The organism is Geodermatophilus poikilotrophus (assembly GCF_900111455.1).
Classification (GTDB): domain Bacteria; phylum Actinomycetota; class Actinomycetes; order Mycobacteriales; family Geodermatophilaceae; genus Geodermatophilus; species Geodermatophilus poikilotrophus.
Genome location: NZ_FOIE01000006.1, coordinates 349,937 through 366,184, shown reverse-complemented (window position 1 = coordinate 366,184; position 16,248 = coordinate 349,937). Strand labels below are relative to the sequence as shown.

Below are 16,248 nucleotides of genomic sequence, written 5' to 3'. Positions count from 1 at the left end.
CAGGGGATCACTGATCGGTGTCGCTGAACAGCTGCCGGTGCGTCGAGAGCAGCGTCACCTCCGGCCGCTCGGCCAGCAACCGCTCGCAGGCGTCGAGGACGTCGGTCACCTGACCGGCGTCCCCGGCGACGGTGGCCACGCCGACCTGCACGCGGCGGTGCAGGTCCTGGTCGCCGACCTCGGCGGCGGCCACGGCGTACCGGCGCCGCAGCTCGGCCACGATCGGCCGGACGACGCCGCGCTTGCCCTTGAGCGAGTGCACGTCGCCCAGCAGGAGGTCGGCGGTGAGCGTGCCGGTGAACACGCCCACCGCCTCCCTACCTACTGCAACGTGCTGGAACGGCCCCGCTGCAGGGACCCGAGCCGAGCTCGCGAGGCGCGGGGGGCAGCGGGGTCCTCTCTCACGCGCGCGGCTTCTCGCGCATCTCGAAGGTCTCGATGACGTCCTCGATCTTGATGTCGTTGAACGACCCGAGCCCGATACCGCACTCGTAGCCGTCGCGGACCTCGGTCACGTCGTCCTTGAAGCGACGCAGCGACTCGACGGTGAGGTTGTCGGCGACGACCACCCCGTCGCGGACCAGCCGGGCCTTCGAGTTCCGGGTGATCGTCCCGCTGCGGACGATGGAGCCCGCGACGTTGCCGATCCGCGGCACCCGGAAGACCTCGCGGACCTCCGCCGTGCCGAGCGCGACCTCCTCGTACTCCGGCTTGAGCATGCCCTTGAGGGCCGCCTCGATCTCCTCGATCGCCTGGTAGATGACCGAGTAGTACCGGACGTCGACGCCCTCGCGGTTGGCGAGCTCGGTGGCCTGGCCCTCGGCCCGGACGTTGAAGCCCAGGACGATGACGTCGTCGGCCAGCGCGAGGTCGATGTCGCTCTTGGTGATGCCGCCGACGCCGCGGTGGATGACCCGCAGCGAGATGTCGTCGCTCACCTCGATCTTCATCAGCGCCTCTTCGAGCGCCTCGACGGTGCCCGAGTTGTCGCCCTTGATGATCAGGTTGAGCTGGCGGTTCTCCTTGAGCGCCGCGTCGAGGTCCTCGAGGCTGATCCGCTTGCGCATGGAGGCGTTCTGCGCGTTGCGGATGCGGGCCTGGCGACGGTCGGCGATCTGCCGCGCCACCCGGTCCTCCTCGACGACCAGGAAGGTGTCACCGGCACGGGGCACCGAGGTGAGACCCACGACCTGCACGGGGCGGGCCGGCAGGGCCTCCTTCAGCTTGTTGCCGTGCTCGTCGAGCAGCGACCGGACGCGACCGTAGGCGTCGCCGGCCACGATCGAGTCGCCCTGGCGCAGCGTGCCGCGCTGGACGAGCACCGTGGCGACGGGGCCGCGGCCCTTGTCCAGCTTGCCCTCGATGACCACACCCTGCGGGTCCTGCTGCGTGTTGGCGCGCAGGTCCAGCGAGGCGTCGGCGGTCAGCAGGATCGCCGTCAGCAGCTCGTCGATGCCCTGGCGGGTCGTCGCGGAGACGTCGACGAACATCGTGTCGCCGCCGTACTCCTCGGCGACCAGCCCGTACTCGGTGAGCTGCTGACGGATCTTGGCGGGGTTGGCCCCCTCCTTGTCGATCTTGTTGACCGCGACCACGATCGGCACCTCGGCGGCCTGGGCGTGGTTGAGCGCCTCGACCGTCTGCGGCATGACGCCGTCGTCGGCCGCCACGACCAGGACGACGATGTCGGTGACCTTCGCGCCGCGGGCACGCATCGCGGTGAACGACTCGTGACCCGGGGTGTCGATGAAGGTGATCGGTCGCTCGTCGTCCTCCAGCTCGGTGACGATCTGGTACGCGCCGATGTGCTGGGTGATGCCGCCGGCCTCCCGCGCCACCACGTTGGTGTTGCGGATGGCGTCGAGCAGCTTGGTCTTCCCGTGGTCGACGTGACCCATGACGGTCACCACCGGCGGACGGGCCTCCCAATCCTCCTCGTCACCCTCGTCGCCGAAGGTGAGGTCGAAGGTCTCGAGCAGCTCCCGGTCCTCGTCCTCGGGGCTGACGACCTGGATGTCCCAGTCGATCTCGGCACCGAGCAGCTGCAGCGTCTCGTCGTTGACCGACTGGGTCGCGGTGACCATCTCGCCCAGGTGGAACAGGGCGGTGACGAGCGCGGCCGGCTGCGCGCCGATCTTCTCGGCGAGGTCGGTCAGCGAGGCGCCACGGGGCAGCCGGACGGTCTGCCCGTTGCCGCGCGGCAGGCTGACGCCGCCCATGCTGGGCGCCGCCATGGAGTCGAACTCCTGACGCCGCTGCTTCTTGCTCTTGCGCCCACGGACCGGGCCACGCCCGCCGGGACGACCGAAGGCACCCGCGGTCCCCGCACCCGAGCCACCACGGCCCCGACCGCGGCCACCGCCGCCGCCGCTGCGGAAGCCACCGCCGGCGGGAGCACCCGCACCGCCGCCGCCACCGCCACCGGGGCCACCACCGGGACGGAAGCCGCCGCCACCGCCACCGGGGCCACCCCCGGGACGGCCACGACCGGCCGGCGCACCGGGGCGACCGCCACCGGCCGGCCGCGGGGGCATCATGCCGGGCGAGGGACGCTGCGGCATCATGCCCGGGTTCGGGCGCGGACCGCCGGGACCGGCCGCGGGACGCGGACCGCCGGCGCCGGGGCCCGGACGCGAACCGGCTGCCGGGCGCGGACCGCCGGCACCGGGACCCGGACGCGGACCGCCGGGGCCGGCCGGCCCGGGGCGCGGGCCACCGGCCGCCGGGCCCGGACGCGGGCCACCGGCCGCGGGACCGGGACGCGGCGCACCACCGGACGGAGCCGGGCGCGGAGCGCTGCTGAAGGGGTTGTTGCCCGGGCGCGGGGCCGGGCGCGGACCCGGCCGGGGACCGGGCGCCGGAGCGGCCGGACGCGCACCCGGGGCGACGCCGTCGGCGTGACCGGGGCGCGGGGCACCGGGACGCGGGCCGCTGGGCGCTGCGGGCGGCTGCTGGGTCGGCGCGCTGGCCGCAGGAGCCTGCGGTGCCGGCGCGGTCGGTCGCGGACCGGGGACGGGCGCACCGGGACGGACCGCGCCCGGACGAGGGCCCGGGGTCGGCGCGCCGGGGGCGCGGGTCACCGGCGCCTGCGGCGCGGGAGCCGGAGCGGACGCTGCGGCAGGAGCAGCAGGGGCTGACGGCGCCGCGGGAACGGACGGCGCCGCGGGAACGGACGGCGCCGCGGCGACCGGGGCCTGCGGGGCAGCGGGCGCGCTCGGGCGCGGGCCGGGCCGGGGAGCAGTCTGGCCGCCGCCGTTTCCGGTGCTGCTGCCGAGGGCCTCCCGGAGCCGCCGGGCCACGGGGGCCTCGACGGTCGAGGAGGCGGACTTCACGAACTCGCCCTGCTCCTTGAGCTTGGCGAGCACGGTCTTGCTGTCGACACCGAACTCCTTGGCGAGTTCGTGTACGCGGGCTTTGCCTGGCACGGATCTCCTCTTCGTGAGGCCGGCGGCTTGCCCGCGCGACCTCGTCGTCAGTACTGCATGTGGCTGGTCATCTGGGGGACTTCACGGCTTGCTCATCCGACGACGTCCTGCTCTCGACGTGCGGACCCACCGGGTGCGGGTCCGTCTGTGCTGGTGCGGTTGTCGTGCGTGCGTGGTCGCCCGTCCGGGCCCCGTTCTCCGCGGGCGCCGGGAACGGCGCGCCGAGGACGTGGTCCCGGAGCGGACCGGCCTCCACCGGGGTGCTGCCACCTCCGGGGAGGCGCAGCGCCCGGGGGAAGGCCCGGCGTCGCTCCGCTGTGCGCAGGCACTCCGGGGTGGGGTGCAGCGAGGCACCCCGGCCGGGGAGCCTCCGTCGCGGGTCGGGGACGAGTGCCCCGTCCCGCGCGACGACGCGCAGCAGGTCGGTGACCGGAGCGCGCTTCCGGCAGCCCACACAGGTGCGCACCGGGATCGACGTTTCGGCCACCCTGCACTCTAGCGCGCTGAGGGCCCCGGGTGTTCCGGGCTCCGGCCACCGGGCACCCGACCGGGGCGTGCGCCGCCACCCGGCCCTCCGGGGCGGCCGCCGGGTGCACCGCCGCGCGCGGCCGCCGCACCCGAGCGCAGCGGCGCGCGCCCCACCCCGGGTGAGGGCGCGGCGTCGTCGGGCTGGGCGTCGCTGCGGATGTCGATGCGGCAGCCGGTCAGCCGCGCGGCCAGCCGGGCGTTCTGCCCCTCCTTGCCGATGGCCAGCGACAGCTGGAAGTCCGGGACGACCACCCGCACGGCCTTGGCCTTGGGGTCGACCAGCTGGGCGCTGTTCACCCGGGCGGGGCTCAGCGCCGAGGCGACGAACGTCGCGGGGTCGTCGGACCAGTCGACGATGTCGATCTTCTCGCCGTGCAGCTCGCTCATCACGTTGCGCACCCGCTGCCCCATCGGGCCGATGCACGCGCCCTTGGCGTTGAGCCCGGGCACCGAGGTGCGGACGGCGATCTTCGAGCGGTGCCCGGCCTCGCGCGCGACCGCGACGATCTCCACGCTGCCGTCGGCGATCTCGGGGACCTCGAGGGCGAAGAGCTTGCGGACGAGGTTGGGGTGGGTGCGCGACACGGTGACCTGCGGGCCGCGGTAGGTGCGCGCGACCGACACCACGTAGGCCTTCAGCCGGCTGCCGTGCGGGTAGCTCTCCCCCGGCACCTGCTCGGCGGCGGGCAGCACGGCCTCCACCTTGCCGATGTCGACGAGCACCGTGCCGCTGGCGTTGCGCCGCTGGTCGGCCTGCACGATGCCGCTGACGATGTCACCCTCCTTGCCCGCGTACTCGCCGAAGGTCTGCTCGTGCTCGGCGTCGCGCAGCCGCTGGACGATGACCTGCTTGGCGGTGCTGGCCGCGATCCGGCCGAAGTCCGAGGGGGTGTCGTCCCACTCGCGGACGACCTCGCCGTCCGGCCCGAGCTCCTGGGCGAGAACCGCGACCTCGCCGGTCTTGCGGTCGACGTGCACCCGCACGTGCTTGCTGGCGCCGTCGGCGTGCCGGTAGGCGGTTACCAGGGCCGTCTCGATGGCCTCGATGACCGTGTCGGCCGGGATGCCCTTCTCCCGCTCGACCGCCTTGAGGGCGGTCACGTCGATGTTCACTGTCCTCCTCCGTCGTCGTCGTCCGCGGGATCCGGCTGGTCGTGCTGCTCGCTGTCCCCGCCGGCCCCCGGCCGGCCGAACTCGACCTGCACCCGGCCGGTGCCCAGCTCCTGCCACGGCACCTGCCGCCGGGTGGGCGGTCGCTTCTTCGCCCCGGGCTTGCCCGGGGCCTCCACCGCGAGGGTCACGCCGTCGCCGTCGACCTCGAGCACGCGGGCGGTCACCTGCTCGGGGGAGCCCTCGCGGCCCACGGCGACGGTGACCAGCCGCCCGGTGTTGCGCCGCCAGTGCCGCGGCTCGGTCAGCGGCCGGTCGACCCCGGGGCTGGTGACCTCCAGCACGTAGGGGGCGCTGCCGAACTCGCCGTCGTGCTCGTCGAGGGCCGTGGACACCGCGCGGCTCACCTCGGCGACGTCGTCGAGGGTCACCCCGGCGTCCCGGTCGACCACGACCCGGACGATGCTGCGCCGGCCCGCCGGGGTGACGACCAGTTCCTCCAGGTCGTACCCGGCGGCCTCGACGACCGGCGCGACCAGCCCGGCCATGCGGGTGGCGACGGGGTCGGTGCGGGGGGCGGCGGACACGGCTCCCTCCCTCTCCTGGCTCGGTCGGCGGCACGCGCACGGTGGGGCCGGCGCCCCGCGTCGCGGCCCGTCGGAGGAGCGCCGGACACACCGTCGGCCCGGTACCGGGCGGAGGGTCAGGCTACCGCCCCCCTGCCCGGCCCGAGACCGGGCGGCCGGGAGGGACCCGCCCGCCGTGTGCTCCCGGCCGGGCAGGTGCGGGGCTGAGAGGATGGCGGTGATGCCCCCCGTCCTCGCCCCCGCCACCGCGGGCTCCACCCGCCGCGCCTTCCTGGCGGCCTCGGCCGGGCTCGCCCTCCTCGTCGCCGGCTGCACGGCGGGCTCCCCGGAGACCCCGGCGGTGAGCACCGAGGAGGCCGACCGGCTGGCCGGGCAGGTCGCCGTCCAGGAGGCCGTCGTCGCCGCCTACGCCGCGGCGACGACGGCCGACCCCGCCCTCGCGCTGAGCGACCTGGCCGCGCAGGCCACCGAGCAGCTCGACCGGCTGCGGGCCGCCGCGTCGTCCTCGACCGCGTCGCCGGCCACGTCCTCCTCCGCTCCCCCGGCCGCCCCGGCCGGCGGGGACGTGCGCACCTGGCTGCGCGAGCAGGTGGCCACCGCGGCGAGCGCCCACGCCCGCGCCTGCGCCCGGCAGACCGGCGCCCGTGCGGCGCTGCTCGGGTCGATCGCCGCGGGGCTGCGCGGGCACGAGGCGGCACTGGCGTGAGGGGGGGCAGGGACGTGGCTGACGACGGCCGCCTCGACGAGGGCACCGAGACCGCGGCGCTGAACGAGGTGGTGGCCGCCGAGCACGCCGCCGTGTGGGGGTACGGCACCGTGGGCGCGGCACTGCCGGAGGACGCCCGCGGGCCCGCGGCGGCCGCCGAGGTCGCCCACCGGGACGCCCGCGACCGGCTGGTGGCGATGCTGGAGTCCCGCGGCGCCGACCCGGTCCCCCGCGAGGCGGGCTACACCCTCCCCTTCCCGGTCCTCTCGGCGGTGGACGCCGCGACGCTGGCCGTCGTCCTCGAGGAGGGCGTGTCCGCGGCCTGGGTGCGGCTGCTCGACCAGTCCGCGGAACCCGCCGTGCGCGAGCTCGCGGTCGAGGAGCTGGGCGCCGCGGAGGTGCGCGCCGTCGGCTGGCGCACCTCCGCCGGCCGGATCCCGGTCACCGACGCGTTCCCCGGCCTGTAGCAGGACCCCGACCTCCCACCCTCCGCACGCTCAGGGCGGGCCCGGGACGGGGCCGGTGGCACTCGGGGGCGGAGCCGCCTCAGGCCTGGGGCAGCCCGCCGAGGAAGGCGTCGGTCACGTCCACGGCCACGCCGCTGGACTGACCGCTCTCGACGAGGACCGCGAACGCCAGGTCGCCCTGTGGCCCGGCCAGCTGGTAGCCCGTGAACCAGCCGTGGGCGTCGGGCGGGGTGTTGGTGCCGAACTCGGCGGTGCCGGTCTTGCCGTAGACCTCACCGCGGTCGGCCAACGAGCTCGCCGTCCCGGAGAGCACCACCTGGCGCATCATCGGCCGCAGCGCGTCGAGCACGGCGGCGTCCGGGCCGGCGGGGACCTGTCCGGCCGGTTCCGCGCCGACGACCTCGACCGGCACCGCCGGCGTCCCGCTCGCGATCCCCGCGGCCACCAGGGCCAGCTGCGCGGGGCTCATCAGCACCTGCCCCTGGCCGATGGCGTTGGCCGCCTTCGTCGTCCCGGTGCTGTCGGCCGGCACGTCCCCGCTGAACACGTCGACCGGCAGCTGCCAGTCCGTGCCGACGCCGTAGGACGCGGCGGCCGTGGCCAGGGCGTCGTCGGGCAGCTGCAGCCCCTGCTGCATGAAGGTCGTGTTGCAGGACTGCGCGAAGGCCTCGGTGAACGGCACGGTGCCCAGGTCGAACTGGTCGGCGTTCTCGAACTCGCGGCCCTCGACGACGAAGGTGCCCGGGCAGGCGACCGGCGTCTGCGGGGTGAGCGTGCCGGTGGCCAGCAGCGCGGTGGCGCTGATCATCTTCATGCTCGAGCCCGGCGGGTACTGGCCGGTGAACGCGTTGCCCGCCGCGGCCGCCTCGTTGGAGGACACCGCCACGATCTCCCCCGTGCCGGGCCGGACGACGACCAGGTGGGTCGGCAGCTGCTGGGTGGCGACGGCGGCGTCGGCGGCGGTCTGCACCGCGCGCACCAGCGGCGTCCGCACCGGCTCGCCGGGCACCGGCTCGACCGCGTCGAGCTGCCGGCCGGGATCGCCGGTGGCCCCGTCGGCGCCGACCACGGTGACGGTGAAGCCGGGGGTGCCGGTGAGCTGCTCCTGGAGGGCGCGCTGCAGCCCGGACAGGCCCAGCTCGTCGCCGGCGGCGTACCGCGGCGCGCCGTCCTCGGCGGTCTCCTCGAGCACCTCGGCGGTCGCCGGGCCGACCCGGCCGAGCAGGGCGGAGGCGAAGCGGGGGCTGGGCGCGAGCAGCCGGGTGTCGGTGGGGAAGACCGCGCCGGGCAGGTCGAAGACCTGCGCGCGGATGGCCTCGAAGTCCGGACGGCGCAGCGTGATGACCGGGACGAACTGGCCGCCCGGCGCCGCCTGGACGTCGGCGGCGATCTCCTCCGCGGCGATCCCGGTGGCCGCCGACAGCCCGGCGGCCAGCGCGGGCAGGTCGGTGACCTGGGCCGGGTCGACGCCGACGTTGACGACCTCGGTGGGCGCGAACAGCGGCTGGCCGCCCGCGTCGGTGACGGCGGCGCGCTCGGGCAGCCGCCGCTCGAGCAGGAGCCGCTGGCCCTCCCCCAGCTCCGGGTGGACGAGGGCGGGCTCGGCGACGACGTCCCAGCCCTCGTCGGCCTCCTGCAGGCGCAGGGTGGCCGGGTAGCTCCAGTCGGGCGCGGCCACCAGGTCCCAGGTGGCGGTCCAGCCGACGGTGGCCGTGCCGTCGTCGACGGACACCTGGCCGACGTCGGGGCTGAGCGTGGCCTCGGGCAGGTCGGTGGCGGTCTGCTCCAGCAGCGTGGTCGCCGCGGCGGGGTCGGTGGTCGCGCCGGCGGCGGCCGCGGTGTCCCCGGCCGCCCAGTCGGCGAGGAAGGCCTCCGCTGCCGACCGGACGTCGTCCTCGGCGTTCCCCGAGCAGGCCGCCAGCACCGGCACGGCGAGCAGCGTGAGCGTGGACCCCAGGACGGTCCCCCGACGTGTGCGCACGGGGAGACAGCGTTCCAGACGCGAGCGCCGATCCCGTGGTGACGTGCTGGAACGGCCCCGCTGCAGGGGCCCACGCCGAGCGCCAGCGAGGCGTGGGGGGCAGCGGGGTCCTCCTTCAGAACAGGACGCTGGCAAACCGCCCGACCTCGCGGAACCCGACCCGCGCGTAGGCCGCGCGGGCAGGGCCGTTGAAGTCGTTGACGTAGAGGCTGACCACCGGCGCGATCGCGGTGCGGGCGTACTCGACGACGGACGCCATGCCCGCGGTGCCGATGCCGCGGCCGCGGTGGGCGGGGGCGACCCACACGCCCTGCACCTGGCAGACGCTGCGGGACACCGCGCCGATCTCGGCCTTGAACAGCACCTCGCCGCGCTCGATCCACGCCAGCGACTGCCCGGCGCGGACCAGGTCGGCCACGCGGGCGCGGTAGCCGGCGCCGCCGTCGACCCGCAGCGGGCTGACCCCGACCTCCTCGGTGAACATCGCCACCGCCGCCGGCAGCAGGACGTCGATCTCGGCCGGGCGCACCGGGCGCACCCGGGGCTCGGGGGCGATCGCCGGCGGCCCCTCGATGGCCAGCAGCGGCTGCCGGGGCCGGTGGTCGCGAGCCGGGCCCCAGCTGGGCGCCAGCAGCTCCCAGAGCGGGTCCACGGACGCGGCCGGGCCGACGATGGTCGAGCAGCGCCGGCCCGCGCGACGGGCGCGGTCGGCGAAGGCCGTCGCCGCCGCCCGCTCGGCGCCGGGCAGGGCGAAGGGGATCAGGTTCGCCCCGGCGAGGCAGACCGCGTCCAGCGAGCGCCCGTCGCCCAGCCCCCACAGCGGTGCGCCGAGGGCCGCGGCGGCGGTGCCGGCGGCCTCCACCCGCCCTGCGACGACGCACGCGGCCACCGGGTCGCTGGCGAACAGGGCGCGGACGGCGGGCTCGTCGGTCTCGTCGAGGACCCGGGCCGTCGGGGTCGTGGGGTGGGCGGAGGACACCGGCGTGCGCAGCACCGGGCCGGTCAGCCGACAGTGACGACGGGCGGGCCGGACGGGACGCCGTCGTCGGCCTGCTCGCCGGCCGGGCGCATCTCCCCGGCGAGGCGCAGGGCCTCCTCGATGAGCGTCTCGACGATCTGCGACTCGGGGACGGTCTTGACGACCTCGCCCTTGACGAAGATCTGGCCCTTGCCGTTGCCCGAGGCCACGCCCAGATCGGCCTCGCGGGCCTCGCCCGGGCCGTTGACGACGCAGCCCATGACGGCCACCCGCAGCGGCACCTCCAGGCCGTCGAGGCCGGCGGTGACCTCGTCGGCGAGCGTGTACACGTCGACCTGCGCACGCCCGCACGACGGGCAGCTGACGATCTCCAGGCCGCGCTGGCGCAGGTTCAGCGACTCGAGGATCTGGTTGCCGACCTTGACCTCCTCGGCCGGCGGGGCCGAGAGGGAGACGCGGATGGTGTCGCCGATGCCCTGGGAGAGCAGCGCGCCGAAGGCGACGGCGGACTTGATGGTGCCCTGGAAGGCGGGCCCGGCCTCGGTGACGCCGAGGTGCAGCGGGTAGTCGCACTGCGCGGCCAGCAGCTCGTAGGCGCGCACCATGACCACCGGGTCGTTGTGCTTGACCGAGATCTTGATGTCGCGGAAGTCGTGCTCCTCGAACAGCGAGCACTCCCACAGCGCGGACTCGACCAGCGCCTCCGGGGTGGCCTTGCCGTACTTGGCCAGCAGCCGCTTGTCGAGGGACCCGGCGTTGACGCCGATCCGGATCGGGATGCCGGCGCCCTTGGCCGCCCGGGCGATCTCGCCGACCTTGTCGTCGAACTTCTTGATGTTGCCGGGGTTGACGCGGACGGCGGCGCAGCCGGCGTCGATCGCGGCGAAGACGTAGCGCGGCTGGAAGTGGATGTCGGCGATGACCGGGATCTGCGACTTCCTGGCGATGATCGGCAGCGCCTCGGCGTCGTCGGTGTCCGGGACCGCGACCCGCACGATCTGGCAGCCCGAGGCGGTGAGCTCGGCGATCTGCTGCAGCGTGGCGTTGATGTCCGCGGTCTTGGTCGTCGTCATCGACTGCACGCTGACCGGGTGGTCGCTGCCGACGCCGACGTCGCCGACCATGAGCTGGCGGGTCTTGCGCCGGGGCGCGAGGACGGGCGGGGGTACAGCGGGCATGCCGAGACCGACGGGGATGGCCATGACCACGAGTATCGCCCTCCGTCACAGGTCGGTGCCGGTGACGTGGGGCGGAACACCTGCTGCGGCTACTGCAGGGTGATCGGGTTGACGATGTCGGCGATCAGCAGCAGGCCGGAGAGGACGACGAACAGGCCCGCGACGACGTAGGCGACCGGCATCAGCCGGGCGATGTCGAACGGGCCGGGGTCGGGCCGGCCGCGCAGCCGGGCGACGACCGCCCGCGCCTTCTCGTACAGCGCGCCGGCGACGTGCCCGCCGTCGAGCGGGTAGATCGGCAGCAGGTTGAACAGGAACAGCACCAGGTTGATGCTGGCCAGCAGCTGCAGGAACGTGCTGACCTTCTCCATGCCGGTGAGCTCGGGGATGGAGAAGACCTCGCCGGAGATGCGGCCGACGCCCACGACGCCGATCGGCCCGTTGGGGTCGCGCTCCTCGCCCAGGAACGCCGCGCGGAACAGCTGCGGGATGCGCTCGGGGATCTCGACCAGCCGCTCGACGGCGTTCGTCACGATCATCCCGAAGTAGCCGGGGATGGCCGAGGCGTCCTGCCGGGCCAGCTGGCCGCTCGGCGAGATCCCGAGGTAGCCGGCGGTCGTGGTCCCCTCGGTGGGGTCGGTCGGGTCGGCGTAGACGGTGTTGGGGATCGGCGTGACGGTGAGCTGCTGCCGCGCGCCGTCGCGCTGGATGGTGAGGTCGAGCGGCTGACCGGGGCTGGTGCGGATCGCCTCCTGCACCGCCGTCCAGCTGTCGTACGCGGTCGGGTCGAGCGGCCGGCCCCCGATGGCGACGATCGTGTCGCCGGACCGCAGGCCGGCGGCCGCGGCGGGGCTCTGCTCGGGCAGCGTGCAGCCCGGCGTCCCCTGCTCGCAGGTCTGCCCCTGCGGGTCGATCGGCACCGCGCACGGGTCGGTCCCGGCCTGCACCGCCGCGGTGGCGGGCAGCACGCACTCCGGGACGCTGCGGACCGTCGTGGTCAGCACGCTGGTGCCGACGACGGTGAGCAGCACCGTGAAGAGCAGCACCGCCAGCACCAGGTTGTGGAAGGGGCCGGCGAACATGACCACGACCCGCTGCCACCAGGGCTTGGCGTAGAAGACGCGGTCCTCGTCGCCGGGCCGGACGTCGTCGAGCGCGGCCCCGCGCACCTCGGCGATGAACGAGCGCATGCGCGTGGCCCGCGTGCTCTCGTTCTCCTCGGCCGGCGGGATCATCCCGATGATGCGGATGTAGCCGCCCAGCGGGACGGCCTTGATGCCGTACTCGGTCTCCCCGCGCGTACGGGAGAAGAGCGTCGGGCCGAAGCCGACCATGAACTGCGGCACCCGCATGCCGAACTTCCGGGCCCAGAAGAAGTGCCCGTACTCGTGGAAGGCGATCGAGAACAGCAGGCCGGCCGCGAAGGCGACGATCCCGAGGACGGTCAGCAGCAACCCGCTCAGCTCAGCCTCCGGCGATCACGCTCCCGGCGTGCTGCCGGGCCCACCCCTCCGCCGCCAGGACGTCCTCGACGCAGGTGGGGGCGCCGAGGTCCGGCGCGTCGTCGAGGGTACGCGCGACGAGGTCGACGATGCCCCGGAACGGCAGCCGACCCGCCAGGAACGCCGCCACCGCCTCCTCGTTGGCCGCGTTGTAGACCGCCGGGGCCACGCCCCCCGCCTCGCCGGCGGAGCGGGCCAGCGCGACGGCCGGGAACGCCTCGTCGTCCAGCGGCGCGAACTCCCAGGTGCTCGCCGCCGACCAGTCCAGCGCCGGCTGGACGTGCGGCAGCCGGTCGGGCCAGGCCAGGGCCAGCGCGATCGGCAGCCGCATGTCCGGCGGGCTGGCCTGGGCGATGGTGGCGCCGTCGGCGAAGGTCACCATCGAGTGCACGATCGACTGCGGGTGCACCACGACGTCGACGTCGGCGAAGGGGACGTCGAAGAGCAGGTGCGCCTCGATGAGCTCCAGGCCCTTGTTGACCAGGGTCGCGGAGTTGATCGTCACGACCGGCCCCATGGCCCACGTCGGGTGCGCGAGCGCCTGCTCGACGGTCACGTCGGCCAGCTCGGCGGCGGTGCGGCCGCGGAACGGCCCGCCGCTGGCGGTGAGCACCAGCCGGGCCACCTCGCCGCGGGCACCGCCGCGCAGGCACTGGGCCAGCGCCGAGTGCTCGGAGTCCACCGGCACCAGCTGGCCGGGCGCGGCCGCCGCGGTGACCAGCTCACCGCCGGCGACCAGTGACTCCTTGTTGGCCAGCGCGACGGTGCGGCCGGCCCGCAGCGCCGACAGCGTGGGCCGCAGCCCGATCGAGCCGGTGATGCCGTTGAGGACGACGTCGGCCGGACGGGCGGCGAGCTCCTCGGCCGACCGCGGGCCGGCGAGGATCTCCGGCAGCGCGTACTCCCCCCGGGACCAGCCGCGCCGGGAGGCCGCGGCGTAGAAGGCCAGCTGGAGGTCCTGCGCGGCGGTCGCCTTCGCCACCGCGACGGTGCGGACGCCGAGGGACAGCGCCTGCTCGGCCAGCCGGGCGACGTCCCCGCCGCCGGCGGCCAGGCCGGTGATCCGCAGCCGGTCCGGGTTCTGCCGGGCCACCGCGACGGCCTGCCGGCCGATCGAACCGGTGGAGCCCAGCACCGTCACCTCGCGCACGCCGTCCACGGCGCGCATCCTCCCCGACGCTCAGCCGGGTCGACGCGCCGTCCTCCCTCGGCGGGTGGCGCGTGAGGCGGGCTGGCAGGATGGCGGTGTGAGCGAGCAGACCCACCGTCAGCGGATCTCCGTGGACCACCCCGGGACGGGGCGGGTCAACCAGCCCGGGCGCGAGGAGGCCGTCGTCCGGGCCGACTCCCACCCCGTGGCGCACGAGCGGCCCGAGGAGTGGGGCTGGCACGGCGAGACCGGTCGGTGGGGCCGCATCGGCGCGGTCATCGTGACGCTGTTCATGCTCTCCTACCTCATCGGCAACCACGAGGGCCGCGTCGAGGACCTCTGGGTCGTCGGCACCGCCGCCGTGATGGTGCTCATCCTGGTGCTCGACTGGCGGCGCCGCCGGAACGCCTGGCGCGCCAAGTAGCGCGACCGCACGAGAGGCCCGTCCCCTGCCCGGGGGCGGGCCTCTCGTCGTTCGCGGGGGAATGGTGGATCGGTCGTCGCGGCGAGCTGCGAGACCCACCGGAGCCGGATGTCAGGTGTCGCCCCCACGTCCCGGCCACAGGGGGTTCCTCTCGTGCACCTGTGCCCGGAGTGACGGCTGGGCCTGCTGGGGCGGCGTTCGTCAGACATGGCCGACGATGCGTCCGATCTTGGTGACTGTCAGCTACAGCCCCGGCGATCGCCAGTCGATAGACAGTGCGAGAGAAGTCCGGAGTGCCCGGACTCCTGACCGAGCGGAGAGCCGCCGATGTCCCGCACCACAGCCCGCGCCGCGACCCTGACCGGCATGACCGCCACCGCCGCGGCGGCGGGTCTGCTGCTCGCCCCGGCCGCGTTCGCCGCGCCGGCCGCCCTCGTCGTCGCCCCGGACGCCGTGGCCGCGGAGGAGACCTTCACCGTCTCCGGCGCCGCCTGCGTCTCGGAGGACTACGCCGACGAGAGGACGAGGAACGTGGTCGCCGTCGCCGTCGGCGACTCCGAGGCTCAGGAGCCCCTCATCGCCGGTGTGGTCGAGCCGACCGAGTCCGGCGAGTGGTCGGTCGAGCTGGCTTTCGATGCCGGCACCCCCGCGGGCGAGTACGTCGTTGCCGCGGCCTGCCTGGCCTACGACCTCGAGACCGTCATCAGCGAGTACCCCCTCAGCTCCGTGGTCCTCACCGCTCCCGCGGCCACGCCCACCGAGATCAAGCCGACGGGGGCGATCCGCGGCCCGCAAGCCAACACCCCGGGTGTCACCAGCCCGGACAAGGGAGCGGCCACCGGTGACAGCGCGGCGCCGGGCCGCAAGGTCGTCAAGGTCCTCACCGGCTTCAAGCCCGGCGAGGTCGTCACGGTGACCCTGCACTCCACGCCGCAGACCATGGGTACCTTCACCGAGCAGAACGGCACCGTGAGGGTCGAGTTCACCGTCCCGGCCGGCACCCCGACCGGTGACCACACGCTGGTCTACGAGGGCAGCATGGGCACCTACTTCCAGGAGTCCCTCACCGTGACCGCGGCCGCGGCCACCTCGAACGCCTCGTCGTCGAGCCTGGCCTACACCGGCGCCGACGTCGCCCTCCCGCTGGGCCTGGGCGTGGGTGCCCTGGCGCTGGGTGGCGGCCTGCTGTTCGCCGCCCGCCGCCGGTCCGCGGAGGGCTCGCAGGCCTGAACGTGACCGCACCGCACGACCCCGACGCCGGCCAGGGCTCCCCTGGCCGGCGTCGGCCGTTGCCAGGACGGCAGAGGTGGACGCGGATCGTCCTCGCCGTCCTCGTCCTGCTGCTGGTCACGGTCGGTGCGGAGGTCGCGCTGCTCGCCGGGCGCGTCGACGAGGTGCCCGTGGACCTCGCGGCCGACGACTCCGACGGCCGGACCTGGGTGCTCCTCGGCCTGGACTCGCGGGAGCACCTGCCCTCCGGCGCCGATCCGGCCGACTTCGGCACCCCCGAGGACGTCCCCGGCACCCGGGCCGACGTGGTGCTCGTCGTCCACCAGACCGACGCCGGGTCCAGGGTCCTGTCGGTGCCGCGGGACCTGCTGGTCCTGCGGGACGGGCGGCCGACCCGGCTGACCCTCACCTGGCGAGACGGTCCCGAGGCGACGGTCGACGCCCTGTGCTCCGTCGGCATCGACGCCGACCACCTCGTCACGGTCGACTTCGCGGGGTTCGCCGAGGTCGTCGACGCAGCCGGCGGGCTCACGGTGGACGTGCCGGTCCCGGTGCGCGACCCGGGCGCCGGACTGGAGTTGCCGCGGGCCGGGGTGCAGCACGTCGACGGGCGCACGGCGCTGGCCCTGGTCCGCTCCCGGCACCCGCAGCACCTCGTGGACGGGGCGTGGACGCCGGTGCCGATGGACCCGGACGGACGGGCGTCGGCCGCGGGCACGGTGCTCGGTGCGCTGGTGGACGCCGTCCGCGGATCGGTCGTCCGCCCCTGGCGGCTGCAGACCGTGGGGTGGGCGACCACCGGGGCGCTCACCGTCGACCCGGGGACCTCCGTGACCGATCTCGCCGCGCTCGCCGGCGCGGACCTCTCCACGGTCGAGGTGCTGCCGAGCGACCTCCGGGACGGCGCCGTCCCGGTGGCGCTGCCCACCGCTGGGACGCGCGCCGCGATCGAGGGCGCCGGTCTCTCCTGCGACGGCTGAC

General features: G+C 75.2%; 15 protein-coding genes and 1 pseudogene. 5 read left to right on the top strand and 11 right to left on the bottom strand.

Annotated features, from left to right (window positions below; all coding sequences use genetic code 11):
• Window positions 1–7: 7 nt before the first annotated feature.
• From BMW27_RS15850 to rimP, 6 genes and pseudogenes are all read right to left on the bottom strand, one after another.
• Complete coding sequence (locus BMW27_RS15850) at window positions 8–304, bottom strand: DUF503 domain-containing protein (protein WP_091445816.1); 297 nt, start codon at window positions 302–304, stop codon at window positions 8–10.
• 97 nt (window positions 305–401) lie between these two features.
• On the bottom strand, window positions 402–2,234 hold the full coding sequence (infB, locus tag BMW27_RS24110; RefSeq protein WP_245743627.1) for a translation initiation factor IF-2: 1,833 nt from the start codon (window positions 2,232–2,234) through the stop codon (window positions 402–404).
• 1,047 nt (window positions 2,235–3,281) lie between these two features.
• Window positions 3,282–3,425 (bottom strand): annotated as a pseudogene (locus tag BMW27_RS24400) (translation initiation factor IF-2 N-terminal domain-containing protein); the annotation flags it as partial.
• Window positions 3,426–3,492: 67 nt separating this feature from the next.
• On the bottom strand, window positions 3,493–3,879 hold the full coding sequence (locus BMW27_RS15840) for a YlxR family protein (RefSeq protein ID WP_217638184.1): 387 nt from the start codon (window positions 3,877–3,879) through the stop codon (window positions 3,493–3,495).
• A 41-nt stretch (window positions 3,880–3,920) separates the two neighbouring features.
• A complete protein-coding gene (nusA, locus tag BMW27_RS15835; protein WP_091445695.1) occupies window positions 3,921–5,066 on the bottom strand; it encodes a transcription termination factor NusA in 1,146 nt (381 codons plus the stop codon).
• A complete protein-coding gene (gene rimP, locus BMW27_RS15830; RefSeq protein WP_091445693.1) occupies window positions 5,063–5,650 on the bottom strand; it encodes a ribosome maturation factor RimP in 588 nt (195 codons plus the stop codon). The genes nusA and rimP overlap by 4 nt, the downstream gene beginning before the upstream one ends.
• A 220-nt stretch (window positions 5,651–5,870) precedes the next feature.
• Here rimP and BMW27_RS15825 point away from each other — a divergent pair, with 220 nt between their 5' ends.
• Window positions 5,871–6,356, top strand: a complete 486-nt coding sequence (locus BMW27_RS15825; protein ID WP_091445814.1) for a hypothetical protein — start codon at window positions 5,871–5,873, stop codon at window positions 6,354–6,356.
• Window positions 6,357–6,370: 14 nt separating this feature from the next.
• Complete coding sequence (locus tag BMW27_RS15820) at window positions 6,371–6,823, top strand: ferritin-like domain-containing protein (protein WP_091445692.1); 453 nt, start codon at window positions 6,371–6,373, stop codon at window positions 6,821–6,823.
• Between the two features lie 79 nt (window positions 6,824–6,902).
• Here BMW27_RS15820 and BMW27_RS15815 read toward each other — a convergent pair whose 3' ends face one another.
• The 5 genes from BMW27_RS15815 to dxr all read right to left on the bottom strand — a co-directional run bounded on the left by BMW27_RS15815 (window position 6,903) and on the right by dxr (window position 13,631).
• On the bottom strand, window positions 6,903–8,804 hold the full coding sequence (locus BMW27_RS15815) for a penicillin-binding transpeptidase domain-containing protein (RefSeq protein ID WP_091445690.1): 1,902 nt from the start codon (window positions 8,802–8,804) through the stop codon (window positions 6,903–6,905).
• 115 nt (window positions 8,805–8,919) lie between these two features.
• The gene (locus BMW27_RS15810; RefSeq protein ID WP_091445688.1) at window positions 8,920–9,798 is read right to left on the bottom strand and encodes a GNAT family N-acetyltransferase; all 879 of its coding nucleotides are present in this window, start codon (window positions 9,796–9,798) and stop codon (window positions 8,920–8,922) included.
• A gap of 8 nt (window positions 9,799–9,806) precedes the next feature.
• Window positions 9,807–10,985, bottom strand: coding sequence for a flavodoxin-dependent (E)-4-hydroxy-3-methylbut-2-enyl-diphosphate synthase (gene ispG, locus BMW27_RS15805; protein WP_091445813.1), 1,179 nt, complete (start codon window positions 10,983–10,985; stop codon window positions 9,807–9,809).
• A 65-nt stretch (window positions 10,986–11,050) separates the two neighbouring features.
• Entirely contained in the window at window positions 11,051–12,415 is a 1,365-nt protein-coding gene (locus BMW27_RS15800) for a M50 family metallopeptidase (protein WP_091445686.1), read from the bottom strand.
• A 10-nt stretch (window positions 12,416–12,425) separates the two neighbouring features.
• Entirely contained in the window at window positions 12,426–13,631 is a 1,206-nt protein-coding gene (dxr, locus tag BMW27_RS15795; RefSeq protein ID WP_091445684.1) for a 1-deoxy-D-xylulose-5-phosphate reductoisomerase, read from the bottom strand.
• 79 nt (window positions 13,632–13,710) lie between these two features.
• Between dxr and BMW27_RS15790 the strand changes: the two genes are divergently transcribed.
• From BMW27_RS15790 to BMW27_RS15780, 3 genes are all read left to right on the top strand, one after another.
• On the top strand, window positions 13,711–14,037 hold the full coding sequence (locus tag BMW27_RS15790; RefSeq protein WP_091445683.1) for a DUF2631 domain-containing protein: 327 nt from the start codon (window positions 13,711–13,713) through the stop codon (window positions 14,035–14,037).
• Window positions 14,038–14,364: 327 nt separating this feature from the next.
• Window positions 14,365–15,267 carry a hypothetical protein gene (locus tag BMW27_RS15785; protein ID WP_091445681.1) on the top strand — a complete coding sequence of 301 codons (903 nt, stop codon included), beginning with the start codon at window positions 14,365–14,367 and terminating at the stop codon, window positions 15,265–15,267.
• Window positions 15,268–15,269: 2 nt separating this feature from the next.
• Complete coding sequence (locus tag BMW27_RS15780) at window positions 15,270–16,247, top strand: LCP family protein (protein WP_091445680.1); 978 nt, start codon at window positions 15,270–15,272, stop codon at window positions 16,245–16,247.
• The last annotated feature ends 1 nt before the right edge of the window (window position 16,248 follow it).